This is a genomic window from Phenylobacterium sp. GW821-FHT12F10 (assembly GCF_058806695.1).
The window spans coordinates 313656-335091 of sequence record NZ_JBXAPY010000003.1 but is presented as its reverse complement, the minus strand read 5'-3'; the positions used below and the strand labels follow the sequence as shown (position 1 = coordinate 335091).

The window sequence follows — 21436 nt, the reverse complement described above, 5'->3', positions numbered from 1 at the left end:
CGCTATAGTCGCCGCCTGTTCGAAGACAAAAAGGGGATAGCTTGGCCGCGCCGATCGTCATGGTGCATGGCGCCTTCTGCGGCGGCTGGGCCTTCGAGGCCTTCCGCGCGCCCTTCGAGGCCGCCGGCCACGTCGTCCACGCCCCGGACCTGAGGGGCCACGCCGAGGGCGACCGCGCCGAGGCCGTGGCCGGGGTATCCATGAGCGTCTACGCCAAGGACATCGCCGACCTCTGCGCCCGCCTGCCCGAGCCGCCGATCCTGATCGGCCACTCCCTGGGGGGCCTGGTCTGCCAGCTCGCCGTACGCCGCGCCCCGGTGAAGGCCCTGATCCTGCTGGCCCCCTCCCCGCCCTGGGGCGTGGCGGGCTCCTCCATGGAGGAGGCGGTCACCGCCTTTGGCCTGATGGTGGGCGCGGCCTGGTCCCACAGCATCAGCCCCGACCGCACCCTGATGCGCACCTACAGCCTCGACCGCATGCCCAAGCCCGAGCGGGAGGCCGCCGTCCAGCGCCTGCGCCCCGAGAGCGGCCGGGCCCTGTGGGAGGCCCTCAACTGGTGGCTCGACCCCTTCATGACCACCAGCGTCGGGGTGGGCGCCCTGGAGGTCCCCTGCCTGGTGATGGTGGGCCAGCGCGACGTCGTCCATCCCCCCATGACCGCCCGCCAGACCGCCGCCCGCCTGGGCGCGGAATATCGCGAGATGCCCGGCATGAGCCACTGGCTGCTGGGGGAGACCGGCTGGCAGGACGTGGCCAGCGCCGCCTGGGACTGGCTGGCCCAGGTCAAGGTCCGCGACCCGGCCTAGGGTCGGCCCCTAGGCGCCAGACGTGCGCACGCGCCCCCTCTTGCAGGGTCGCGCGCCTCCTCAGGACAACAACGCGCGTCATCCCGGACGGCCGTCAGGCCGAGCCGGGACCCAGGGGCCCCGCCCGCTGCCCCTGGGTCCCAGCTCTCCGCTTCGCTGCGGCCGGGATGACGGAGTGCGAGGCGGAGCGCGACCCCGCAAGGGGGGAAGGCTGGCATGACGTCACTCGCAGGATGAGCTTCGAACCCTAGGCCTTGCCGAACAGCTTCAGGCCCGCGATCCCCGCCAGGATCAGGCCGACGCTCACGAGGCGGGCCACGGTGACCGGCTCCTTGAACAGCACGATGCCCAGGATCACCGTCCCCACCGCCCCCACGCCCGTCCAGACCGCATAGGCGGTCCCCAGCGGCAGGGACTTCACCGCCACCCCCAGCAGGGCCATGGAGGCGATCAGGCTGACCCCGGTGAAGACCGTGGGCCACAGCCGGGTGAAGCCGTCGGTGTATTTCAGGCCCACGGCCCAGGCGATCTCGCACAGACCGGCGACGAACAGGATGAGCCACGCCATGGCTGTCCTCCCAAGACCGGGCCGTCCCGGAAAAGAGAAAGGCGCTGGAGTCGTCTCCAGCGCCTGAACTCATAACGATGTGGAGGCGCGGACGCCTAGAACTTGCGTTCCGAATAGAGCACTTCGCCCATGTCCCACTTGCCCGTCACCGAGGAGCCGTCCGGCTTCTTCAGCTGCAGGAAGACCAGGCCGATGGACTCGTGGTCGGTGAAGTATTCCCACGAGTTGGTGATGCGCTTGTAGTCGGTGGCCGGCACGTAGTCGTTGCGCTGCTGGAGCAGCTCGGGCTGGTGCAGCAGGGAGAAGATGTTCAGGCCCACGATGATCGGCTTCTCGCCGTCCAGGGTGTAGTTCAGGGCGATCCGGCAGACGTCCTTGTTGGAGCCCGGCGAGAAGACGGTGAGCGTGTAGGGCTTGGCCACCAGGGTCTGGGTGTAGGTCCCGTCCCGCTTGTTGACCTTGAAGCCGAGGTCCTTGGTGGCGAGCTTGCTGATGTCGCCGCCGCGCACCAGGGGCACGCAGATGCGGTTGATCACGTCGATGATCTGGCCAACCTCACCGGTGGTGGGGATGGTGTAGACCTTCTCCGGCTCGGGAGCCGGAGCCGGCGCGGCGGCGGGCGCCGTCGCGGGGGGCGTCATGGGCGCCGCCGCCTCGGGGGTCGTCGCCGGGGGCGAGGCCGGAGCGGCGGTTTGGGCGGCGGCCGAAGTGGCTAGGCCGGCGGCGAGCAGACTGATGATGGCGGTACGCATAGACGGGTCCCCTGACTTGCGATCTATCACACTCAAAGTGGCCGTCCCTCGCAAGCCCCCTAGCGCGGGAATACGGCCAAGGCGAGGCGCTGCCTAGATTGCAGCCTCGACGGCCTGCTCGGCCAGGATGGTCAGGCCATCCGGCGTCACATCGGCGAACCCGCCCTGCACGTCGAAGGCCTGGACCCGGCCGTCGTTGAACACCTTCACGCGGCCCGTCTTGAGGGTCGTCATGAAGGGCGCATGGCCGGCGAGCACGCCGAAGTCGCCTTCGGACCCAGGCGCGTCGACCTGGTCGACCTCGCCCGAGAACAGCTCACGCTCGGGCGAGACCAGGGAGAAATGCAGCTTGCCGGCCATGGCGCTTAGGCTTCCGAAGCGAGTTGTTCGGCCTTGGCCACCGCGTCTTCGATGGAGCCGACGTTATAGAAGGCGGCTTCCGGCAGGTGGTCGAACTCACCGTCCACCACCGCCTTGAAGGAGCGGATGGTGTCTTCCAGGCTGACGAAGATGCCCGGCATGTTGGTGAACTGCTCGGCCACGTGCAGCGGCTGGGCCAGGAACTTGGAGATCTTCCGGGCGCGGGCGACGGTCAGCTTGTCCTCTTCCGACAGCTCGTCCATGCCCAGGATGGCGATGATGTCCTTCAGGGCCTTGTAGGCCTGCAGGGTCTCCTGGACGCGGCGGGCGACGTTGTAGTGCTCCTCGCCGATCACCAGCGGGTCCATGATCCGGCTGGTGGAGTCCAGCGGGTCCACGGCCGGGAAGATGGCCTGGGCGGCGATGTCGCGCGACAGCACGGTGGTGGCGTCCAGGTGGGCGAAGGAGGCGGCGGGCGCCGGGTCGGTCAGGTCGTCGGCGGGCACGTAGATGGCCTGGACCGAGGTGATCGAACCCTTGGAGGTCGAGGTGATGCGTTCCTGCAGGTTGCCCATCTCGGTGGCGAGCGTCGGCTGATAGCCCACGGCCGAGGGGATGCGGCCCAGCAGGGCGGACACTTCGGAGCCGGCCTGGGTGAAGCGGAAGATGTTGTCGATGAAGAGCAGCACGTCCTTGCCCTCTTCGTCGCGGAAGTACTCGGCCTGGGCCAGGCCGGTCAGGGCGACGCGGGCGCGGGCGCCGGGGGGCTCGTTCATCTGGCCGTAGACCAGGGTGCACTTGGAGCCTTCGCCGCCGCCGGGCTTGTTCACGTTCGACTCGATCATCTCGTGATAGAGGTCGTTGCCTTCGCGGGTGCGTTCACCCACCCCGGCCAGCACCGAGTAGCCGCCGTAGGCCTTGGCGATGTTGTTGATCAGCTCCTGCATGGTCACGGTCTTGCCCACGCCGGCGCCGCCGAACAGGCCGATCTTGCCGCCCTTGGTGTAGGGGCAGAGCAGGTCGATGACCTTGATCCCGGTGACCAGGATTTCCGCCGAGGTCGCCTGCTCGGCGAAGGACGGCGCGTCCCGGTGGATGGGGGCGAAGAACTTGGAGTTGATCGGACCCGCTTCGTCGATGGGGTCGCCGATGACGTTCATGATCCGGCCCAGCGTGGCCGGGCCGACCGGGACGGTGATGGCGCGGCCGGTGTCGAAGACCGGCTGGCCGCGGGTCAGGCCCTCGGAGGTGTCCATGGCGATGGTGCGGACGGTGTTCTCACCCAGGTGCTGGGCGACTTCCAGCACCAGGCGGAAGGGCTGGCCCGTCCGCTGGTCGGTGTTGGTGGTCTCCAGGGCGCCGAGGATCGGCGGCAGGTGGCCGTCGAACTCGACGTCGACGACGGCGCCGATGATCTGGACGATGCGGCCGGTGGCCACGGCGCCGGCCGGAGCGACCGACTTGGGCGTCGCGCTCTTGGCGGCGGCGGCCTTGGCCGGCGCCTTGACGGCGGTGGCGGCGGCGGCTTTCGGGGCCGCAGCCTTCGGGGCGGGGGCGGCCTTGGTGGCGGCCGGCTTCTTCGGGGTCGTAGCCATGGGTCGAACTCTTTCGGTCTAGAGCGCTTCGGCGCCGGAGATGATCTCGATCAGCTCCTTGGTGATCTGCGCCTGGCGTGTACGGTTTTTCTTCAGGTTGAGGGCGGCGATCATGTCGCCCGCATTGCGGGTGGCGTTGTCCATGGCCGCCATCTGGGCGGCGTAGAACCCGGCCTGGTTTTCGAGCATCGCCGACAGCACCTGGACCGTGAGGTTCCGGGGCAGCAGGGTCTCGAGGATGGTCTCCTCGTCGGGCTCGTACTCGTAGGCCGCGCCCTTGAGGTCGATGGTGGCGGCGGCGCCGGCCACCTGGGCGGGGATCAGCTGGGTCAGGGTCGGGGTCTGGACGACCACCGACTTGTAGCGGCTGAAGACCAGGGTCACGACGTCGACCTGTCCGGTCTCGAACAGCTCGGTGATCTTGTCGGCCACCGGCTGGGCCGTCGCCAGGCCGGGCACGCCGGCCTCGAAGGTGGCCACGAAGCGGTCGCCATAGACCCGGCGGAACTGGTCGCGGGCCTTCTTGCCGACGGTGATGATCTTGACGTCCTTGCCCTCGGCCAGCAGGGCCATGATCTTGTCGCGCGCGGCGCGGATGATCGAGGAGTTGAAGCCGCCGGCCAGGCCGCGGTCGGAGGAGGTCACCACCACCAGGTGGCGGTCCTGACGGCCCGTGCCCACCAGCAGCTTGGGCGCGCCGTCGCCGGAGACGCCCGCCGCCAGATTGGCGATCACCGCGGCCATGCGCTGGGCGTAGGGCCGGGCGTTCTGGGCCGCATCGGTCGCGCGGCGCATCTTCGCCGCGGCCACCATCTGCATCGCGCGCGTGATCTTCTGCGTGGATTCCACGCTTTTGATCTGGTCGCGCATTTCCTTGAGGCTAGCCATTTCTCGCCTCAGACCTTTCTAAACAACCACCACGTGCTGTCGTCCATCACGGTCGTCCGTTTCCAGAAGAAGCCGTAATCGACCAGCACGAGGTCGGGAAACATATCCAAATAGAGGCCGCCGAAGTCGTTCTTGAACAGGAGGTCGGTTTCCCCGCGATAGGGGACCGCCTCCGGCTTCGGCGAAAAGTACTCGGCGCAAAAGACATACTTGGCGGCGACCCGGTGGATCTCCCGCATCGTGGTTTCGAGCAGGCTGGGGTCCACATGGATCAGCACGCCCGTCGTGAAGGCCAGGTCGACGGCCTTGTCGGCCATGGGGATGGCGTGGCCGAAGCCCTCGAACACCCGCTCGGCCGGCAGGACGCCGTCCTCGACGATCTTGGCGCGGGCCGAGGCGTTGGGCTCCAGCGCCCAAAGCTCCATCCCCGACACCGCCGGGATGGCCCGCAGGTTGATGCCCAGGTTGGGCCCCACCTCGATGGCGCTGCCGGGCGCGTCGCCCTCCAGCTTGGAAAGCACCTCGGCCCAGACGCGCGCGCGGCCGCGGACGGCGTCGGCCGAAGCGGTGTTCCGCTCCGTGTACCGATCGCCGAACTCGCCGGACCAGGCGCGCAGCGCTTTGGGCTCGGGGCTCATCGTCTCGTCAGGCGAAGGTGCTGACGAAGGCGGCGAGCGCGTCCTTCAGGGCCTGCTCGGTGTCGGCCTTGAGCTCCTTGGAGGTCCGGATGGTGTCCAGGACCTTCTGGTGCTTGGCGTGCAGGTTGCTCAGCAGCTCGGTCTCGAACCGGCCGACCTGGTTGGTCGGGATGGTGTCGAGATAGCCGCGGGTGCCGGCATAGATCACCGCCACCTGCTCCTCGACCGTCAGCGGCGCGTATTGCGGCTGCTTCAGGAGCTCGGTCAGGCGCTCGCCCCGGGCCAGCTGGCGCTGGGTGGTGGCGTCCAGGTCGGAGCCGAACTTGGCGAAGGCGGCCAGCTCGCGGTACTGGGCGAGCTCGCTCTTGATGGGGCCGGCGGCGGTCTTCATCGCCTTGATCTGCGCCGACGAACCCACGCGGCTCACCGAGGCGCCGACGTTCACGGCCGGGCGGATGCCCTGGAAGAACAGGTCGGTTTCCAGGAAGATCTGGCCGTCGGTGATGGAGATCACGTTGGTCGGGATATAGGCCGAGATGTCGTTGGCCTGGGTCTCGATCAGCGGCAGGGCGGTCAGCGAGCCGGAACCGTTGTCCTCGTTCAGCTTCGCGGCGCGCTCCAGCAGACGGGAGTGCAGGTAGAAGACGTCGCCCGGATAGGCTTCGCGGCCCGGCGGGCGGCGCAGCAGCAGGGACATCTGGCGATAGGCGACGGCCTGCTTGGAAAGGTCGTCATAGATGATGACGGCGTGCATGCCGTTGTCGCGGAACCACTCGCCCATGGCGCAGCCCGAGAACGGGGCCAGGAACTGCAGCGGGGCCGGCTCCGAGGCGGTGGCGGCGACCACGATGGTGTAGTCGAGCGCGCCGCGCTCCTCGAGGGTCTTGACGATCTGGGCGACGGTGGAGCGCTTCTGACCGATGGCGACGTAGATGCAGTAGAGCTTGGCGCTCTCGTCGTCGCCGGCGTTGATCGACTTCTGGTTCAGGATGGTGTCGATCGCCACGGCGGTCTTGCCGGTCTGGCGGTCGCCGATGATCAGCTCGCGCTGGCCGCGGCCGACGGGGATCAGGCTGTCGATGGCCTTCAGGCCGGTCTGCACGGGCTCGTGCACCGACTTGCGCGGGATGATGCCCGGGGCCTTCACGTCCACCCGGCGGCGCTCGGCCACGTTGGTGAGCGGGCCCTTGCCATCGATGGGCTCGCCCAGCGGGTTGACGACGCGGCCCAGCAGGCCACGGCCCACCGGCACGTCCACGATTTCCGAGAGGCGGCGGACTTCGTCGCCTTCGGAGATGGCGCGGTCGTCGCCGAAGATCACGACCCCGACGTTGTCGCGTTCGAGGTTCAGGGCCATGCCCTTCACCCCGGCTTTCGGGAACTCGACCATTTCGCCGGCCTGGACATTGTCCAGACCGAAGACGCGGGCGATGCCGTCACCGACGGACAACACCTGGCCGACGTCGGAAACGTCAGCCTCTTCGCCGAAATTGGCGATCTGCGACTTGAGGATGGCCGAAATTTCGGCGGCGCGGATATCCATGTCTTCTTACGCTCTCTTCAGGGCGAACTTGAGGGAATCGAGCTTCGAACGAAGTGAAGCATCGAACAGTCGCGAGCCGACCCGCACCTTGATGCCGCCCAGGATGGACGGATCGACACGGGTCTCGATTTCAGGGTCCTTGCCAAGCGCGGTGCGCAGCGAGGCTGCGACGCCCTTGGCCTGGGCCGCGGTCAGGGCGACCGCGGTGGTGACGGTGGCCGCGACGACGCCGCGGGCCTTGGCCGAGAGTCCCTCGAAGGCCTCGATCGCCGCCGGCAGCGCCGCGAGGCGGCCATTGGCGGCCATCAGGCCCAGGAACTTCTTGGTCGTGGAATTGAACTTGGCCTTGGCGGCCAGGGCGGCGACAGCCTTCCCCTTGTCCTCGGCGCTGAAGGCCGGAGAGGCCAGCAGGGTGCGGAAGTCCTTTGACTCGGCGCGCATCTTTTTCAGCGCCTTGAGGTCGGCCTCGACGGCCGCCAGGTTCCTGTCTTCGGTCGCGAGATCGAAGAGGGCCTGAGCATATCTGCCGCCCACATTCGAAGTCCTGGAATCGTCCGCCACTTATTTGTCCGCCCGTGCGTGTCGAAAGCCGGCGATAAGGTGCCCCTTACTGCCGCCTAAAGGCTTGAAAGCGCTTGGAAAAGCACATTGGCCGTCGAGACCTGAGTAGCCCCCTGGCCCGAAGCCGCGCGCCTGATAGCACGCGACTTTACAGGCCGCAACCAAACCGGACCCTCTAGAGCCCGCTGCGCTCATTTAACCTGCTCCGCCGGGGCGGCGTCGCGGCGGAACACCGCCGAGCCGCTGGCGGCGAGAACGCCGTTCGCGCCCACCAGGCGGGCGTGGGCGAAGACCAGGGTGCGGGTGGCCCGGTCGACCCAGGCCTCCACGGTGACCGGATCGCCGGCGGCGAGGCCGCGTCCATAGTCGAGGGTGAGCGACACGGGCTCGGCGCCGGGCCCCGCCGCCTGGGCCAGCAGGGGCTCCAGCAGCGCGGCCGAGCCGGCGGGACCGGCCGGGAAGGCGGTCTCTTGTCTGAGGGTGTCGGTCATGTGTGCGCCCTTCTAGAGCGCGTCAGGGCGAAGTGGAAGCCGGTTCGCCCGCCCGACGCGCTCAATGTTCTTTGGGTTTGAAGCCCTTCTGCATGGGTCAGATGAATTCATCTGACCCGAAGGGCTCCGGGGGTGCAGCGCAAAAGAAAAGGGCGCCGAGGCATCTCCGGCGCCCTCAAGTTCAGGCTCGACATAAATTTGGAGCGGCTGGGAGGCTGCGCCGGGAGCCCTCGGGCGCCCGGAGGCGCCAGGGTCTAGGCGATGCGGGAGGGCTGGAGAGCCCGCCCGTCCCGCATCGTGGAGGCTTAGCGGTTGGCCAGCTGGGTGGCCGAGGCGGCCACGGCGTTGCAGGCGCCGAGCTTGTCGGCGTCCAGGGTCTTGCCGCCGACGCCGAAGGAGGTCACCGCGCCCACGGTCTTCGCCACGCTCTTGCAGGTGGAGGCGGCGAAGGTCTGGGACGAGGGGGCCGAGGCGACGCAGGCGTCGGCCTCGCAGAGGAAGACCGCGCCGCCGGCGATGAACTTGGCCTTGGCGGCGAGCGGCGCCTGCAGCTTGACGGTGACCGGGTCGGCCGCGAAGGCGGCGCCGGCGAAGGACAGGGAGACGAGGGCCGCGCAGGCGGCCGAAAGGGTTTGGAGCTTCATGGGAGCCCTCCAGCGTTCGGGGAGAAAACAGATCCCCGGAGGGAACCTGGCCGTTCAGGCCGTGGGTCGCCGCGGGTATCCCCACCCTTGGCGCGCCCTGAACTAAGCATCGCTAAGATAACACTGTTAAGATCGCCGGCAATCGCTTTTTTCGCAACCCCGCTATGCGGTTTTGCAGAGGTCGGGGATGGGGCCGCGAAAGCGCCCCATTCACACCCCGTCAATCTTGTCGCGTGTTTGGTGCGGCTGAGCTATCAGTCGGCCCGACGGGGCGACGAATTTAGGACTTCATACCCTTATGGCCAACGCGCAGTCGCCAGGTCCCCGCCGGGCCCCTCGCACCCCTGCCCAGGCGGTTCTCTACTGGAGCGCTGTGATCGGGGTCTGGGGCCTGATCTTCCTGGTGGCCTTCTTCGCGGTCTTCGCCGTCGACCTGCCCGACACCTCCAAGCTCTACGACGTCAAGCGTCAGCCCTCGATCTCCTATCTGGACCGGTCGGGCGCCCTGGTGGCCGTGCGCGGCAGCCAGTACGCGCCCCCCGTCGACCTCGACAAGCTGCCGCCCTACGTGCCCAAGGCCTTCATCGCCATCGAGGACCGCTGGTTCTACTGGCACTGGGGTTTCAACCCCTGGGGCATCATCCGCTCCACCCTTTATAATGTGACCCACCACGGCGGGCCGCTGCGGGGCGGCTCCACCATCACCCAGCAGCTGGCGCGCAACCTCTTCCTCACCGCCAACCAGACCTATCGCCGCAAGGCCCAGGAGCTGATCCTGGCCGTCTGGCTGGAGGCCAAGTTCACCAAGAAGGAGATCCTCTCCCTCTATCTGAACCGGGTCTATTTCGGCGCCGGGGCCTATGGCATCGAGGCCGCCGCCCAGCGCTACTTCAACAAGCCCGCCTCCCAGCTCACCATCGGCGAGAGCGCCCTGCTGGCCGGGATGATGAAGGGGCCCTCGCGCTATTCGCCGGTCTCGGCCACCGACCGCGCGGCGCGCCGCGCCACCATCGTGCTGGACGAGATGGTCCGCACCCACGCCATCACGCCCGAGCAGCGGGCCGAGGCCTTCAAGACCCCGGTCCGCGTCAATCCGGTGCTGGCCAACCAGCGGGCCCAGTACTTCACCGACTGGGTGGACGACCAGGTCCGCTCCCTGGTGGGGGAACCCACCGAGGACCTGGTGGTGGAGACCACCCTGGACCTGCCGATCCAGACCGCCGCCGAGCAGGCCCTGCGCCGCGGGGTCGAGGCCTCCAAGGCCCAGGGCGTCGGCCAGGGCGCCCTGGTGGCCATCGACGGCGAGGGCCGCATCCGCGCCTATGTGGGCGGCTCCTCCTACGCCGACAGCCAGTTCGACCGCGCCACCATGGCCCAGCGCCAGGCCGGCTCCTCCTTCAAGCCCTTCGTCTATCTCACCGCCATGGAGCAGGGCCGCACGCCCTCGACCCCGGTGGTGGACGAACCCCTGAAGATTGGAACCTGGGAGCCCAAGAACTATACCGGCCGCTTCCTGGGGCCGATGAGCCTGCAGACGGCGCTGGCCCAGTCCATCAACACCGTGGCCGCCCGGCTGGCCAACGAGGTGGGCACCGGCAACGTGGCCGCCACCGCGCGCCGGCTCGGCATCACCTCCCACATCCAGCTCGACCCCTCCATGGCGCTGGGCGCCGTCGAGGTCAGCCCCATGGAGATGGCCCAGGCCTACGCCCCCTTCTCCAACGGCGGCTTCCTGGCCAAGGGCTACGGCATCGAGCGGATCCGCACCGCCAGCGGCAAGGTCCTCTACGACCACAGCGTCGACAAGGGTGAGCGCCGGGCGGTGATCGGCTCGCCGGCCCTGCAGTACATGAACCAGATGATGCGCCAGGTGATCACCAGCGGCACCGGGACCAAGGCCCGGGTTCCGGGCTTCGACATCGCCGGCAAGACCGGCACCACCAGCGACTACCGCGACGCCTGGTTCGTCGGCTACACCGGCGGCTTCGTCACCGCCGTCTGGGTCGGCCGCGACGACAACACCCCCATGAAGAAGGTCACCGGCGGCGGCGCCCCGGCCGGCATCTGGCGCGACTTCATGACCGCGGCCCTGCCCCGCCTGAAGACCCAGGCCATCCCCGGCGGGACCATGGCCCCACCGCCGGTCGAGGCCCCGCCCCCCTCCGACCCCATCGGCGACCTGCTCTCCGGCGACGGCCCGGCCCCCAAGGCCGACGCCCCGGCCGAGAAGCCCGCCGAAGAGATTCCGTACTAAACTCAAGATCCGCTCATCCCCGCTCTCGCGGGGATGACGGGGAATGGGCCCTAGGCCCCGAACGCGTGCAGGGCCGCGCCCTCCGCCCGCAGCCAGGCGCGGTGCGGTCGCTCGTCCCCCACCAGGGCCTTCACATGGCCCCAGAAGCGCGGGCCGTGGTTCAGCTCCAGCAGGTGGGCGCACTCGTGGGCCACGACATAATCGGCCACCTCGAAGGGGGCGAGCGCCAGGCGCCAGCTGTAGCGGATCGAGGCGGGCTTGCCCGGCAGGCCCGGGCGGCATGACCCCCAGCGGCCGCGGGCGTCCATCACGGTCACCGCCGGCATCTTGGCCCCCAGCCGTTCGCAATAGTGGGCGGTGCGCTCGGCGAAGACGATCAGGGCCTGCTTCTTCAGCATCCGCACCACGGCCCGGGAATAGGTCTCCCCCTCGCCGCGGGCGGCGATGCGGGCCGGCTCGGCCTCGCTGGCCGGGAAGTGGCGCACCGGATGGGCGGCGGCCTCCAGCCGGCAGGGCTGGCCGAACAGGGTGATGGTGATCCCCGGCGCGATGGACTGGCCCTGGGGCAGCTCGGCCAGGCGGGCGGCGATCCAGGCGGCCCGCTCGGTGGCGAAGGCCGCGGCCTCGGGCAGGCGGCGGACGGAGGGGGCGGTGGCCACCACCTCGCGCCGGGTGCGGTCCAGCCGCAGGGAGACGCGGCGGGCGCGGGTGTGGACTTTCAGGCGGACGACGGCGCCGGCCACGTCCAGCCGGTCGCCATCGGCCAGGGGGCGGCCGAACAGGGACATGGCCCCTATCTAAGCTGCTTTCCCGCGAACGGGAGACCCAAGAGCGTGACAGCCTAAAGTGGACGCCAGTTCAGGCGCTCGGCACGCTCCAGACAGAGACTCGCCTCAGGCGGCGTTGGCGGCGTCCCGGGCCTTCTCGAAGCCGGCTTCCTGGCTGCGGATGAAGGCCCGCACCCGGGGATAGATCTCCTCGCGGAACCGGCGGCCGTTGAAGACCCCGTAGTGGCCCACCAGGGGCTGGACATAGTCCTGCTTGAATTCGTCCGGCAGGCCCGAGCAGAGGGTGTGGGCGGCCTGGGTCTGGCCGATCCCGGAGATGTCGTCGTTCTCGCCCTCGACGGTCAGCAGGCCGATGTCCTTGATCTTGGACGGCTGCACCGGCCGGCCGCGATGGGTCAGCTCGCCCTTGGGCAGCAGGTAGGACTGGAACACGTAGTCCACCGTCTGCAGATAGAACTCCTCGGGCAGGTCCAGGACCGACAGGTACTCGTCGTAGAATTCCAGGTGCTTCTCGGCGGCGTCGCCGTCGCCCTTCATCAGGTCCTCCAGGTAGCGCTTGTGGGCGTCCTGGTGCTTCTCGGCGTTCATCGACATGAAGCTGTAGAGCTGCACGAAGCCCGGATAGACGCGTCGGCCCATGCCCGGATAGGGGGCCGGCACGGTGTCGATCATGTTGGACTTGAACCAGGCGAAGGGCTTTTCCTCCGCCAGCTTGTTGGTGACGGTGGGCGACAGCCGCGCGTCGATGGGCGAGCCCATGAAGGTCATGGTGCCCGGGCGGCTCTCCTCCTGGTCCTCGGCCATCAGGGCCGCGGCGGCCAGCACCGCGGGGCCCGGCTGACAGACGGCGACGACGTGCGGTCGCGGGCCGAGCAGGCGCAGCATCTCGCGGACATGGTCGAGGTAGTCGTGGAAATCGAAGCGGCCGGCGTGCAGGGGCACGTCGCGGGCGTTGGACCAGTCGGTGACGAACACCTCGTGGTCCTGCAGGAAGGCCTCCACCGTGCCGCGCAGCAGGGTGGCGTAGTGGCCCGACAACGGCGCGACGATCAGCACCGCCGGCTCCAGCTCCCGATGCCCGGCCTTGCGCATGTCGGCCATGTTGCGGCTGAAGTGGGTGAGCTTCACCCAGGGGCTGGACCACACCTCGGTCTGGGTGACCCGCACCGGCTTGCCGTCGATCTCGACGGAATGGATGTTCCAGGCCGGGCGGCCGTAGCGGCGTGTCAGGTTGGCGAACAGGTCGGCGCCGGCGAACAGCCGCCGTCCCAGGTCGCTGTCCTTCGCCGGATTGAGCGGCGACGACCAGAAGTTCCGCGACATCCGCGCGGCGAACCGCAGGGGCGTGGAGGCGTAATAACCAGCTTCGTACAGGGTATAGAGCATACGCGATGGTCCCGTTGTGCAATGCAGCATGCACGCCGAGGCTTAAGAGAGTCCACCCCTCTTTGGTTGCAGCCTGCGGCGTGGGGACGCGGTGACGCTTCCTCCCTCCCCTTCAGGGGGAGGGGAAGATCGCGAAGCGATCGGGGTGGGGGAGTCCGGCGGGTGTTCCCCACCCGTCCGGCGTTCCGCCGTCCACCCTCCCCATGTAGGGAAGGGAGGGCTCAGCCCTCGCGCATCGCCGCGCTGACCTGGGTCACCACCTCGTCGGGGCCGATGCCGAAGGGGATCACCCGGTCGAAGGCGCCCTTGGGGTTCATCAGATAGCTCGGGGTGGAGTGGTTGATCAGGTAGTCGGCGCCCTCGCCGGACTTCTCGTAGAACACCCGGTAGGCCTTGGCCGCGGCGGCCACCTGGGCCGGGGTCCCGGTCAGGCCGATGGTCCCCTTGGGAAAGGCGTCGTTGGCGAGATAGGTGGCCATCTGGGCCGGGGTGTCGCGCTCGGGGTCCACCGAGATGAAGACGAACTGCACATCCTTGGCCTTGGGACCCAGACGCTCCTGGGCCTGGGCCATCACCTGCAGGGTGGTCGGGCAGACGTCGGGGCAGTAGGTGAAGCCGAAGAAGACCACGCTCCACTTGCCCTTCAGGATCTTCTCGCTGACCGGCTTGCCGGTCTGGTCCACCAGTTGGAAGGGACCGCCCACCAGGGCGGTCTGCCTGGGCTGGAACATGCCCGAGGAGACGGCGAAGGCGCCGGCCAGGATCGCCACCAGGACGAGGGCGGCGATCACGATAAGGTTGCGGCGGGCCATGGGTGAACCTTTTGTCTCGTCAGGGGGCGCGATCTGCACGATGCTCGCCTGGCGATGGCGTCAGTACACACCACGACGCCGTCGGGGCCAGCATCCGGCCTCGATAGGCAAACCCCGGCCCCGGCGCAAGCCGACCTCGCCTGGGACATCCGCGGGGCCGGCCACGGGCGCTTGCGCATGCGCACCCTCGTCACCCTGCGCTGGACCCTGATCCTCGGCGAGGTGAGCATCCTGCTGGCGGGCGGGCTGCTGCTGGGCTTCCAGGCGCCCTACGCCCTCTGTTTCGGCCTGATCGGCGCCGCGGCCTGGATCAACCTGCTCACCGGGGTCGCCTCCCCCGGGCAGAGGATGATCGCCGACTGGGAGGCCACCGCCCAGCTGGCCTTCGACGTCGCCCAGATCAGCATCCTGCTCTACCTGACCGGCGGGACGGCCAACCCCTTCATCCTGATGCTGATCGCCCCGGTCACCCTGGCGGCCGCCACCCTGCCGCTGCAGCCCCTGCTGATCCTGGGCGGGGCCGCGGTGGGCGCCTCCATCGCGCTCGCCTTCTTCCACATGCCCCTGCCCATGGCCCACGGCCAGGGGTTGGACCTGCCGATGAGCTTCATGCTGGGCGCCGCCGGGGCCAATGTGGCCGGCATCGCCGTGATCGCCGGCAGCGTGCGCCAGGCCGCGGCCGAATCCACCCGCATGGCCCTGGCCCTCGACGTCACCCAGACGGTGCTGTCGCGGGAGCAGAGGCTCTCGGCCCTGGGGGCCCTGGCCGCCGCCGCGGCCCACGAGCTGGGCACCCCGCTCGCCACCATCGCCATCGTCGCCAAGGAGATGGCCCGCGAGGCCGACTCCCCCCAGGTCAAGGAGGACGCCGAGCTGCTGATCGCCCAGGCGGCCCGCTGCCGCGAGATCCTGCGCCGGCTCACCGACGCCCCGGCCGAGGCCTCCGACGAGGTCCACGAGCGGATGAGCCTGCTGCAGCTGGTCCACGAGGTGATCGAACCCCACGCCGGGGTGAAGGGGGTCCGGGTCGAGGCCATCGTCACCGGCGCGGCCGGCGTCGCCTCCCCCGACATCTGGCGCATGCCCGAGGTGCTGCACGCGCTGACCTCCTTCGTGGAGAACGCCGTCGATTTCGCCACCTCCGAGGTGCTGATCACCGCCCGCTTCGACGCCCAGAGCGTGTCGATGGAGGTGCGCGACGACGGCCCCGGCTTCGCGCCGGAGGTGCTGGCCAAGCTGGGGGAGCCCTATGTCACCACCCGTCCGGGGGCGGAGGGATCGCGCACCGGCCACATCGGCATGGGTCTGGGATTCTTCATCGCCAAGACCCTGTTGGAACGAACCGGAGCCGTGGTGACTTTCCAGAACGGGCGCCCCCGCGGCGCGGTGGTTTCCGCGCGCTGGCCGCGCGCCCGTATCGAGGCGCCGACGAGCTGAGGATCTGCGGGATTGTTCTTGCGCGGCGCGATCAAGCCGCGACATGATGCCGCAGCGAGCGAACAAGACGAACAAGAATATCCGGGGTTGCGTAATGACCGATCTCTCCGCCGACATCGCCGCCCTCGCTGACAAGAGCCTCCTGGTTCTCGATGACGATGCGCCGCTGCGAACCCGGCTCGGGCGGGCCCTGGAACAGCGCGGCTTCGAGCCGGTCCTGGTGGGCTCCGTCGCCGAGGCCCTGGCCGCCGTCCGCGCCGCGCCCCCGGCCTATGCGGTCCTGGACATGCGGCTCGAGGACGGCACCGGCCTGAAGGTGGTGGAGGCCGTCCGCGAGGCCCGGCCCGACGCCAAGGTCATCATGCTCACCGGCTACGGCAACATCGCCACCGCCGTCGCCGCGGTGAAGTCCGGGGCCATCGACTACCTCTCCAAGCCCGCCGACGCCGACGACGTGGCCCGCGCCCTGCTGGCCCGCAAGGACGAGAGCCCGCCCCCGCCCGAGAACCCCATGAGCGCCGACCGCGTGCGGTGGGAGCACATCCAGCGGGTCTACGAGCTCTGCGGCCACAATGTCTCGGAGACCGCGCGGCGCCTCAACATGCACCGCCGCACCCTGCAGCGCATCCTGGCCAAGCGCGCCCCGCGCTAGGGGCGGCTCAAGGCTCCAGCAGCACCGCCGACCCACCCGCCGCGCGCAGGGCCGCCAGCCGGCCGAAGGCGATGGTCAGCGCTTTGCGCCGCGCCCCGGCCAGGGGCGAGAGCGGCGCCTCGCGCAGCACCGCGCCCCCGAAGGCGTCGCAGATGATCAGCCCCGGCTCCTCGGGCAGGATCTCGCGGGGGAACTCCGGGGCCACGGCGAAGGCGAAGTGGTCGCAATAGGGCATGTACTCATGCCACTTGCGGTCGACGCGGAAGTCCTCCAGCCCCGACTTCACCTCGACGATCAGGATCTGGCCCTTGCGCGACAGGGCCATCAGGTCGGCACGGCGGCCGTTGGGCAGGGTCACCTCGGCCAGGGGGGCGAAGCCCAGGTCCACCAGCAGGCGCGCGGCGCCGCGGGTGACGGCGGTGGTGATCTCCGGCCGGGTGATGGTGACGATGACGTCCATGACCAATTCTTGTTCCGGCTTCGTTCCGGATGCAAGGGGGGTCACGCCTCGGGGTCGGGCCGATCGCGCGGATCCTCGCCGATCACCACCGACCGGTAGACGGTGATCCGCGTCCGCAGCAGCTCGATCTGGCGGCGCAGGTCCTCCAGCACGGCGTCGGGGTCGCCGGGGTCCCAGCTTCGCGGTTCTTGGGGCGGTTGCGTCATATGGAGCCGAACCCGTCAAACGGGTGTCATGTTCCCGACATCCGGAAGGCTCGGACTAATTTCGCGCCGGCAGCGGGAATTCCAGGCGGCTGACGTCGTAGCCCAGCTGCTTGACCCGGGTGATGGCCTGGGCCTTGGCGGCGGCGCTCAAGGTCGGGCGCTGGGACATCAGCCACATATAGTTGCCGTTCGGGGTGCCCAGGATCAGCCAGTCGGACTTGTGATCCAGCACCCAGTATTCCTGGCTGAGCATGCCGCCGAAGAAGCTCATCTTGATGCGGGCGTTGGTCTTGGGGTCGATGACCTTGGCCTTGGCCTTCCACTCGGTGGCCGGCGCGGTCAGCCCGCCCTTGTGGCAGGCCTGGACCACCGCATAGGTGTCGCCGGTGCGGACCCAGTCGGAGGTCCCGCCCTGGCAATCCTTCTGGGTCTTGTTGGGCAGGCGGGCCACCTCGTACCAGCGGCCCGTCATCTTGGTCAGTTCGATCTTCTCGGCCGGCGGCGCGGGCGCGGCCACGGCGGGCGCGCCCATCAGGACGGCGGCGGTGAAGAGCGCGGGGGCCACGATACGCATGGTCATCATCGCTAACCGTTACCTGCAGATTGTGAAACTTCAAACGCCCCCCGCGCGAACGGAAGGCGTGGGACAGGAACAGCACGAATTAGACCATTACAGGGCGTTCATCTTCGCCCTTTCGCCCCGTTTCGGCGACAAATCGCCCCAGCGCCCGGCGCGCGGGCGCCGCCGGCGTGCCATTCTGGCCTAGGCCTCGTCCGTCAGCTCGATGGTGGTGATCGGCACGCCGGCCTCGCCGAGGATGGTGGCGGCCAGGTCGAAGCTCGCGCCCCAGCGCTGGTGGCGATGCCCCGGATGGGGCAGGCGGTAGACCTGGGCGACCCCGGCCTGGATGATCAGCTTGGCGCACTCGGCGCAGGGGGTGAGCGTCGTGAACAGGGCCGCCCCGTGCACCGAGCGGGTGGCGTTGAGCACCGCATTGACCTCGGCGTGGATCATGCGCGGCAGCTTGGCCTCGGGATCGGCCAGCAGGGCCGGATCGTCGGGAATGCGGTCGGGAAAGCCGTTGAACCCCAGCCCCACCACCCGCTTGCGCTCGTCCACCAGCACCGCGCCCACCCCGCCCTTGGGGTCCTTGGACCAGGAGGCCACTTCCAGGGCCAGGCGCAGGAACCGCCGTGACCAGGTGGGGGAGAAGGTCTGCATCGGGCGCGGCGTCCAGGCGGCGGAGAGAGGCCGCTGTCTTGCCGTGCGCGAGCCCGCGGGGCAAGCGCCGCGCCCGCGCCCCCCTACTCCGCGGCGATGGTCAGGTTGGCCGCCACGCGGTCCTTGAAGTTGATCTTCTGCAGGTACTTGATCCCCTCCTCGGCGATGTCGTCGCCCACCATGCGGTCGCCCTCGGCCTTGAGCTCCTCCATGTCGACATACATGCCGTAGAAGGCCCGCGTGCGGTCGGTGATGATGCCGGCGTTCAGCAGGGTCTTGATCAACACCCGGAAGATGTTGGACGCCTCCTTCATGTCCTCGCGGCGGGCCTCGTCGGTGGCGATCAGCTGGATCTCCTCCAGCACGCGCATGGGATCGAGCCCGAACTCCTCGTAGAGGGCCACCTGTTCCGAGGGCGAGACCAGGTTGAAGAGCACCGCCTGGAAGCAGTGGGCGGCCCAGTCCTCGACGATGTTGTGCTCGGCGGGGCTGAGCTTGGGGATGGTGCGGTCGGCCCAGATCTTCCCGAACTTGTGGTGGAAGGCCTCGTCGGTCATCACCAGCTGCATCAGCTGGCGGCCCAGGGGGTCGTTGAGCTTCTGGTAGAAGGTGGCGAAGGCGCCCATGGCCAGACCCTCCACCAGCATCTGCATGCCGATGATCTTCTTGTAGACCTCGGGGCTGCCGATGATGTCCACCAGCAGGTCCTGCAGCACCTTGCTGCACTCGATCGGCCGGCCCCAGCGGGCCTTGATGTACTTGGCGAAGGCCGTCACGTGACGGGCCTCCTCGCGGGTCTGGTTGGCGGCGTATTCCTGCGCCCCCTGGTCCAGCAGCACGTGGCACAGGCTGGCCGACAGGTTCAGCGCCCCCTGCTCCCCGTGCAGGATCGAGGAGAAGGAATAGAGCAGCGACTTGTTGAGGAACTGGGCCCGCAGGGCGGGGGTGTTCAGCCTGTCCTTGACGTAGTCGGTCTGCAGGGCCGCCGAGAGCTCCTCGGGCATCAGGGCGTCGTTCTCCATGTCCCAGGGGGCGGAGAAGTCGATATATTTGGGGTCCAGCGGATCCCAGAAATGGTCGTGGGTGGCCGAGATGATCTTGTCGAAGGCCGTGGACCGGTTGCCGTAGCGGTCGAGGTCCAGCATGGCCTCGAAATCGTCCGGCGCCACGGCGTCGTAGATGATGTCCTTGGTGATGTTGCCGTCGGCGGCCATGGGGAGGCTCCTCCTGATATTTTCGCGGAGCTTCATCCGGAAACCACCGGTCGTCAAAACAAAATGACGCACCCGTCAGTTTTGTAATCTTGACGTTTCATCATCCCCGTCATCCCGGCCGCAGCGAAGCGGAGAGCCGGGACCCAAGGGCCCGGCGCGCGGCCCCTGGGTCCCGGATCGGCCTCGCGGCCGTCCGGGATGACGGAGCTAGTGTTGAGAGCCGAGCGCTACGCCGCGCGCTTCACCCACCGCCGAACCCGCGTCTCCAGCACCGGCAGGGGCAGCGACCCCGCCCCCAGCACCAGGTCGTGGAAGGCCCGCTGGTCGTAGCGCGCCCCCAGCGCCGCGCGGGCCTCGGCCCGCAGGGCCAATATCCGCGACTGCCCCACCATGTAGGCGCAGGCCTGGCCCGGCATGACGAAGTAGCGGCGGACCTCCGAGGCGATCTTGCCCGCCGGCTGCGGCGAGTTGGCGCTGTAATAGGCCAGCGCCTGGGCCTCGCTCCAGCCCTTGGCGTGGACGCCGGTGTCCACCACCAGCCGGATGGCCCGCCAGATCTCCCGGCCCAGCCGCCCGAAGTCGCTGTAGGGGTCGGCATAGAACCCCTCCTCGCGGGCCAGCCGCTCCACATAGAGCCCCCAGCCCTCGGCATAGGCGCCGTAGCCGTACTGGGTGCGGAACACCGGCAGGCCGGTCAGCTCCTGGGCGATGGAGATCTGCAGGTGATGTCCGGGCAGGCCCTCGTGATAGGCCGTGCCCTCGATCTCGTAGATCGGCGTCGCCCGGGTGTCGGCCAGGTGCACATAGAAGATCCCCGGCCGCGAGCCGTCCGCCGCCCCGGAGCTGTAGTGCGCCGCCCCGCCCGGCTCCTCGCGGAAGGCCTCCACCCGTTTCACCACCAGATCGGCCCTGGGCAGCCGCCCGAACATCGAAGGCAGCCGGGTCTTCATCCCGGCCAGATAGCCCTCGGCCAGCTTCAGGTACCTGGCCCGGCCCGCCTCGTCGTTGGTGACATAGAACCGGTCGTCGGTGCGCAGGAAGACGAAGAATTCCTCGAGAGACCCGGCGAACCCGATCTTCCCCTTCAGCGCCTCCATCTCGGCCCGGATGCGCGCCACCTCGGCCAGGCCCAGCGCATGGATCTCATCGGCGGTCATGTCCGTCGTGGTCTGCTGGCGCAGCATGGCCTGGTAGAAGGCCGCCCCGTCCGGCAGGGCGCCGGCCCCCTGGGGCGAGGCCGAGGCCTTCTCCCGGTCGGCCGCCAGCCAGGCTTGAAGGCGGTCATAGGCGGGCTTCATGGACCCGGTCATGGCCGCCGCCGCCCCGCTCACGAAGCCGGCCTCCTGCCCCGCGTCGATCTTGCCCGACCCCCGCAGGGCGCCGGCCTTGGCCTTGGCGTCGGCGAACAGGGCGGAGTCCGCGCCGGCGTCGAAGGGCGCCCCGGTGGTCAGCCGCTTCACCTCGCTGGCCGACTGGTCATAGGAAAACCGCGGCATGCGCACCCCGGCCGCCGCCGCGCGCTTGGCCTTGTCGAGCTCCACGTCCAGGGCCGGCCCGATGGCCGAAAGCCGGGCCACATAGCCCGCCATGTCGGCCGCCGTATCGACCCGGTGCTGGTTGATCATGAAGTTGGGCAGGCCGGTATGGGCCCCGTTGCGGGCGAAGACGTAAGCGTGCCCCCGCCAGCGATGGGCCTCCTCGGCCCGGGCCAGCTCCAGGACCCAGATGTCATAGGAGGTGCGCGCATCCTCCCCGAGCTTGCCGCGCCCAAACCGCCGCATCATCTCCGCGACGCTCCTGCGCCGCCAGTCCAGCCGCGCCGCCTGGGCCGCCTCGCTTTGGTCGGTGAGCCGGTCATTGGCGGTCTTGCGCCCCAGCTGGGTCAGCCGCTCGGGATCGAGGGCCAGCTCCTGCTCGAAGGCCGCGTCGAGATAGGCCGTGAGGGCGGCGTCGAGGCCGGTGGTCGCAGGACCTGCCGCCCGCGCGCCCGACGCCACCGCCGCGCCGGCGATCCCCAGTCCGAAGCCACGTCGCGAAAGGTGCATGGGGGGGGGAAACTCCTGCCAGATCCGAGGGCCGACCCTAATCGCCTTGTCGGCGCCCGGCACGACGAAAAACGCCCGCCGGGGTCAGCGGCGGGCGTTCGTCATGCCGGTCAG

The 21436-nt window shown here is 69.2% G+C and carries 23 protein-coding genes; 4 read left to right on the top strand and 19 right to left on the bottom strand.

Annotated elements, in window-relative coordinates; genetic code table 11:
* Nucleotides 1–41 precede the first annotated feature (41 nt).
* Nucleotides 42–806 (top strand): alpha/beta fold hydrolase, encoded by a 765-nt coding sequence (locus tag AC1RN5_RS17675; protein ID WP_493042454.1) that lies wholly within the window; start codon nucleotides 42–44, stop codon nucleotides 804–806.
* A 247-nt stretch (nucleotides 807–1053) separates the two neighbouring features.
* Here the strand turns inward: AC1RN5_RS17675 and sugE are convergent, their stop codons facing one another.
* From sugE to AC1RN5_RS17625, 10 genes are all read right to left on the bottom strand, one after another.
* A complete protein-coding gene (gene sugE, locus AC1RN5_RS17670) occupies nucleotides 1054–1374 on the bottom strand; it encodes a quaternary ammonium compound efflux SMR transporter SugE (protein ID WP_493042453.1) in 321 nt (106 codons plus the stop codon).
* 95 nt (nucleotides 1375–1469) lie between these two features.
* On the bottom strand, nucleotides 1470–2126 hold the full coding sequence (locus tag AC1RN5_RS17665; RefSeq protein WP_493042451.1) for a hypothetical protein: 657 nt from the start codon (nucleotides 2124–2126) through the stop codon (nucleotides 1470–1472).
* A 93-nt stretch (nucleotides 2127–2219) separates the two neighbouring features.
* Nucleotides 2220–2486, bottom strand: a complete 267-nt coding sequence (locus tag AC1RN5_RS17660; RefSeq protein ID WP_304699530.1) for an ATP synthase F1 subunit epsilon — start codon at nucleotides 2484–2486, stop codon at nucleotides 2220–2222.
* A 5-nt stretch (nucleotides 2487–2491) separates the two neighbouring features.
* Complete coding sequence (gene atpD / locus AC1RN5_RS17655) at nucleotides 2492–4081, bottom strand: F0F1 ATP synthase subunit beta (RefSeq protein ID WP_493042450.1); 1590 nt, start codon at nucleotides 4079–4081, stop codon at nucleotides 2492–2494.
* Between the two features lie 18 nt (nucleotides 4082–4099).
* A complete protein-coding gene (locus AC1RN5_RS17650) occupies nucleotides 4100–4969 on the bottom strand; it encodes a F0F1 ATP synthase subunit gamma (protein ID WP_493042449.1) in 870 nt (289 codons plus the stop codon).
* Nucleotides 4970–4977: 8 nt separating this feature from the next.
* Nucleotides 4978–5607 carry a pseudaminic acid biosynthesis-associated methylase gene (locus AC1RN5_RS17645; protein WP_493042448.1) on the bottom strand — a complete coding sequence of 210 codons (630 nt, stop codon included), beginning with the start codon at nucleotides 5605–5607 and terminating at the stop codon, nucleotides 4978–4980.
* Nucleotides 5608–5614: 7 nt separating this feature from the next.
* Nucleotides 5615–7150 carry a F0F1 ATP synthase subunit alpha gene (atpA, locus tag AC1RN5_RS17640; protein WP_421933960.1) on the bottom strand — a complete coding sequence of 512 codons (1536 nt, stop codon included), beginning with the start codon at nucleotides 7148–7150 and terminating at the stop codon, nucleotides 5615–5617.
* Nucleotides 7151–7156: 6 nt separating this feature from the next.
* A complete protein-coding gene (locus AC1RN5_RS17635; protein ID WP_493042446.1) occupies nucleotides 7157–7711 on the bottom strand; it encodes a F0F1 ATP synthase subunit delta in 555 nt (184 codons plus the stop codon).
* Nucleotides 7712–7902: 191 nt separating this feature from the next.
* A complete protein-coding gene (locus AC1RN5_RS17630; RefSeq protein WP_421933958.1) occupies nucleotides 7903–8202 on the bottom strand; it encodes a PaaI family thioesterase in 300 nt (99 codons plus the stop codon).
* A gap of 305 nt (nucleotides 8203–8507) precedes the next feature.
* Nucleotides 8508–8846 carry a DUF8200 family protein gene (locus tag AC1RN5_RS17625; RefSeq protein ID WP_421933957.1) on the bottom strand — a complete coding sequence of 113 codons (339 nt, stop codon included), beginning with the start codon at nucleotides 8844–8846 and terminating at the stop codon, nucleotides 8508–8510.
* Between the two features lie 298 nt (nucleotides 8847–9144).
* Here AC1RN5_RS17625 and AC1RN5_RS17620 point away from each other — a divergent pair, with 298 nt between their 5' ends.
* Complete coding sequence (locus AC1RN5_RS17620; protein ID WP_493042444.1) at nucleotides 9145–11100, top strand: transglycosylase domain-containing protein; 1956 nt, start codon at nucleotides 9145–9147, stop codon at nucleotides 11098–11100.
* A gap of 50 nt (nucleotides 11101–11150) precedes the next feature.
* On the opposite strand, the gene AC1RN5_RS17615 is transcribed toward AC1RN5_RS17620, so the two are convergent.
* From AC1RN5_RS17615 to AC1RN5_RS17605, 3 genes are all read right to left on the bottom strand, one after another.
* Nucleotides 11151–11888, bottom strand: a complete 738-nt coding sequence (locus AC1RN5_RS17615; protein ID WP_493042442.1) for a M48 family metallopeptidase — start codon at nucleotides 11886–11888, stop codon at nucleotides 11151–11153.
* Nucleotides 11889–11993: 105 nt separating this feature from the next.
* Nucleotides 11994–13274, bottom strand: a complete 1281-nt coding sequence (locus AC1RN5_RS17610; RefSeq protein WP_493042441.1) for a polyhydroxyalkanoate depolymerase — start codon at nucleotides 13272–13274, stop codon at nucleotides 11994–11996.
* 221 nt (nucleotides 13275–13495) lie between these two features.
* Nucleotides 13496–14086 carry an SCO family protein gene (locus tag AC1RN5_RS17605; protein ID WP_493042440.1) on the bottom strand — a complete coding sequence of 197 codons (591 nt, stop codon included), beginning with the start codon at nucleotides 14084–14086 and terminating at the stop codon, nucleotides 13496–13498.
* 54 nt (nucleotides 14087–14140) lie between these two features.
* Here AC1RN5_RS17605 and AC1RN5_RS17600 point away from each other — a divergent pair, with 54 nt between their 5' ends.
* Together AC1RN5_RS17600 and AC1RN5_RS17595 are read left to right on the top strand one after the other, a co-directional pair.
* Complete coding sequence (locus tag AC1RN5_RS17600; RefSeq protein WP_493042438.1) at nucleotides 14141–15523, top strand: ActS/PrrB/RegB family redox-sensitive histidine kinase; 1383 nt, start codon at nucleotides 14141–14143, stop codon at nucleotides 15521–15523.
* 94 nt (nucleotides 15524–15617) lie between these two features.
* Complete coding sequence (locus AC1RN5_RS17595; protein WP_421933951.1) at nucleotides 15618–16175, top strand: ActR/PrrA/RegA family redox response regulator transcription factor; 558 nt, start codon at nucleotides 15618–15620, stop codon at nucleotides 16173–16175.
* A 7-nt stretch (nucleotides 16176–16182) separates the two neighbouring features.
* Here the strand turns inward: AC1RN5_RS17595 and mmcB are convergent, their stop codons facing one another.
* From mmcB to AC1RN5_RS17565, 6 genes are all read right to left on the bottom strand, one after another.
* Nucleotides 16183–16635, bottom strand: coding sequence for a DNA repair putative endonuclease MmcB (mmcB, locus tag AC1RN5_RS17590; RefSeq protein ID WP_493042437.1), 453 nt, complete (start codon nucleotides 16633–16635; stop codon nucleotides 16183–16185).
* 41 nt (nucleotides 16636–16676) lie between these two features.
* Complete coding sequence (locus AC1RN5_RS17585; RefSeq protein ID WP_493042436.1) at nucleotides 16677–16841, bottom strand: hypothetical protein; 165 nt, start codon at nucleotides 16839–16841, stop codon at nucleotides 16677–16679.
* Between the two features lie 55 nt (nucleotides 16842–16896).
* Complete coding sequence (locus tag AC1RN5_RS17580; RefSeq protein WP_493042435.1) at nucleotides 16897–17415, bottom strand: lipocalin family protein; 519 nt, start codon at nucleotides 17413–17415, stop codon at nucleotides 16897–16899.
* A gap of 189 nt (nucleotides 17416–17604) precedes the next feature.
* Nucleotides 17605–18063 carry a deoxycytidylate deaminase gene (locus tag AC1RN5_RS17575; protein WP_493042433.1) on the bottom strand — a complete coding sequence of 153 codons (459 nt, stop codon included), beginning with the start codon at nucleotides 18061–18063 and terminating at the stop codon, nucleotides 17605–17607.
* A gap of 83 nt (nucleotides 18064–18146) precedes the next feature.
* On the bottom strand, nucleotides 18147–19277 hold the full coding sequence (locus tag AC1RN5_RS17570; RefSeq protein ID WP_493042432.1) for a ferritin-like domain-containing protein: 1131 nt from the start codon (nucleotides 19275–19277) through the stop codon (nucleotides 18147–18149).
* Nucleotides 19278–19504: 227 nt separating this feature from the next.
* Nucleotides 19505–21322 carry a DUF885 domain-containing protein gene (locus AC1RN5_RS17565; RefSeq protein ID WP_493042430.1) on the bottom strand — a complete coding sequence of 606 codons (1818 nt, stop codon included), beginning with the start codon at nucleotides 21320–21322 and terminating at the stop codon, nucleotides 19505–19507.
* Between the last annotated feature and the right edge of the window lie 114 nt (nucleotides 21323–21436).

Excerpts from the sequence above, each read along its gene's own strand:
- AC1RN5_RS17605 (WP_493042440.1), bottom strand. The coding sequence starts at position 14,086 with ATGGCCCGCCGCAACCTTATCGTGATCGCCGCCCTCGTCCTGGTGGCG.
- AC1RN5_RS17565 (WP_493042430.1), bottom strand. The coding sequence starts at position 21,322 with ATGCACCTTTCGCGACGTGGCTTCGGACTGGGGATCGCCGGCGCGGCG.
- AC1RN5_RS17665 (WP_493042451.1), bottom strand. The coding sequence starts at position 2,126 with ATGCGTACCGCCATCATCAGTCTGCTCGCCGCCGGCCTAGCCACTTCG.
- AC1RN5_RS17570 (WP_493042432.1), bottom strand. The coding sequence starts at position 19,277 with ATGGCCGCCGACGGCAACATCACCAAGGACATCATCTACGACGCCGTG.
- AC1RN5_RS17630 (WP_421933958.1), bottom strand. The coding sequence starts at position 8,202 with ATGACCGACACCCTCAGACAAGAGACCGCCTTCCCGGCCGGTCCCGCC.
- sugE (WP_493042453.1), bottom strand. The coding sequence starts at position 1,374 with ATGGCGTGGCTCATCCTGTTCGTCGCCGGTCTGTGCGAGATCGCCTGG.
- AC1RN5_RS17595 (WP_421933951.1), top strand. The coding sequence starts at position 15,618 with ATGACCGATCTCTCCGCCGACATCGCCGCCCTCGCTGACAAGAGCCTC.
- AC1RN5_RS17650 (WP_493042449.1), bottom strand. The coding sequence starts at position 4,969 with ATGGCTAGCCTCAAGGAAATGCGCGACCAGATCAAAAGCGTGGAATCC.
- AC1RN5_RS17575 (WP_493042433.1), bottom strand. The coding sequence starts at position 18,063 with ATGCAGACCTTCTCCCCCACCTGGTCACGGCGGTTCCTGCGCCTGGCC.
- atpD (WP_493042450.1), bottom strand. The coding sequence starts at position 4,081 with ATGGCTACGACCCCGAAGAAGCCGGCCGCCACCAAGGCCGCCCCCGCC.
- AC1RN5_RS17600 (WP_493042438.1), top strand. The coding sequence starts at position 14,141 with ATGGCGTCAGTACACACCACGACGCCGTCGGGGCCAGCATCCGGCCTC.
- mmcB (WP_493042437.1), bottom strand. The coding sequence starts at position 16,635 with ATGGACGTCATCGTCACCATCACCCGGCCGGAGATCACCACCGCCGTC.
- AC1RN5_RS17625 (WP_421933957.1), bottom strand. The coding sequence starts at position 8,846 with ATGAAGCTCCAAACCCTTTCGGCCGCCTGCGCGGCCCTCGTCTCCCTG.
- AC1RN5_RS17620 (WP_493042444.1), top strand. The coding sequence starts at position 9,145 with ATGGCCAACGCGCAGTCGCCAGGTCCCCGCCGGGCCCCTCGCACCCCT.
- AC1RN5_RS17610 (WP_493042441.1), bottom strand. The coding sequence starts at position 13,274 with ATGCTCTATACCCTGTACGAAGCTGGTTATTACGCCTCCACGCCCCTG.
- AC1RN5_RS17660 (WP_304699530.1), bottom strand. The coding sequence starts at position 2,486 with ATGGCCGGCAAGCTGCATTTCTCCCTGGTCTCGCCCGAGCGTGAGCTG.
- AC1RN5_RS17585 (WP_493042436.1), bottom strand. The coding sequence starts at position 16,841 with ATGACGCAACCGCCCCAAGAACCGCGAAGCTGGGACCCCGGCGACCCC.
- AC1RN5_RS17580 (WP_493042435.1), bottom strand. The coding sequence starts at position 17,415 with ATGCGTATCGTGGCCCCCGCGCTCTTCACCGCCGCCGTCCTGATGGGC.
- AC1RN5_RS17645 (WP_493042448.1), bottom strand. The coding sequence starts at position 5,607 with ATGAGCCCCGAGCCCAAAGCGCTGCGCGCCTGGTCCGGCGAGTTCGGC.
- AC1RN5_RS17615 (WP_493042442.1), bottom strand. The coding sequence starts at position 11,888 with ATGTCCCTGTTCGGCCGCCCCCTGGCCGATGGCGACCGGCTGGACGTG.
- atpA (WP_421933960.1), bottom strand. The coding sequence starts at position 7,150 with ATGGATATCCGCGCCGCCGAAATTTCGGCCATCCTCAAGTCGCAGATC.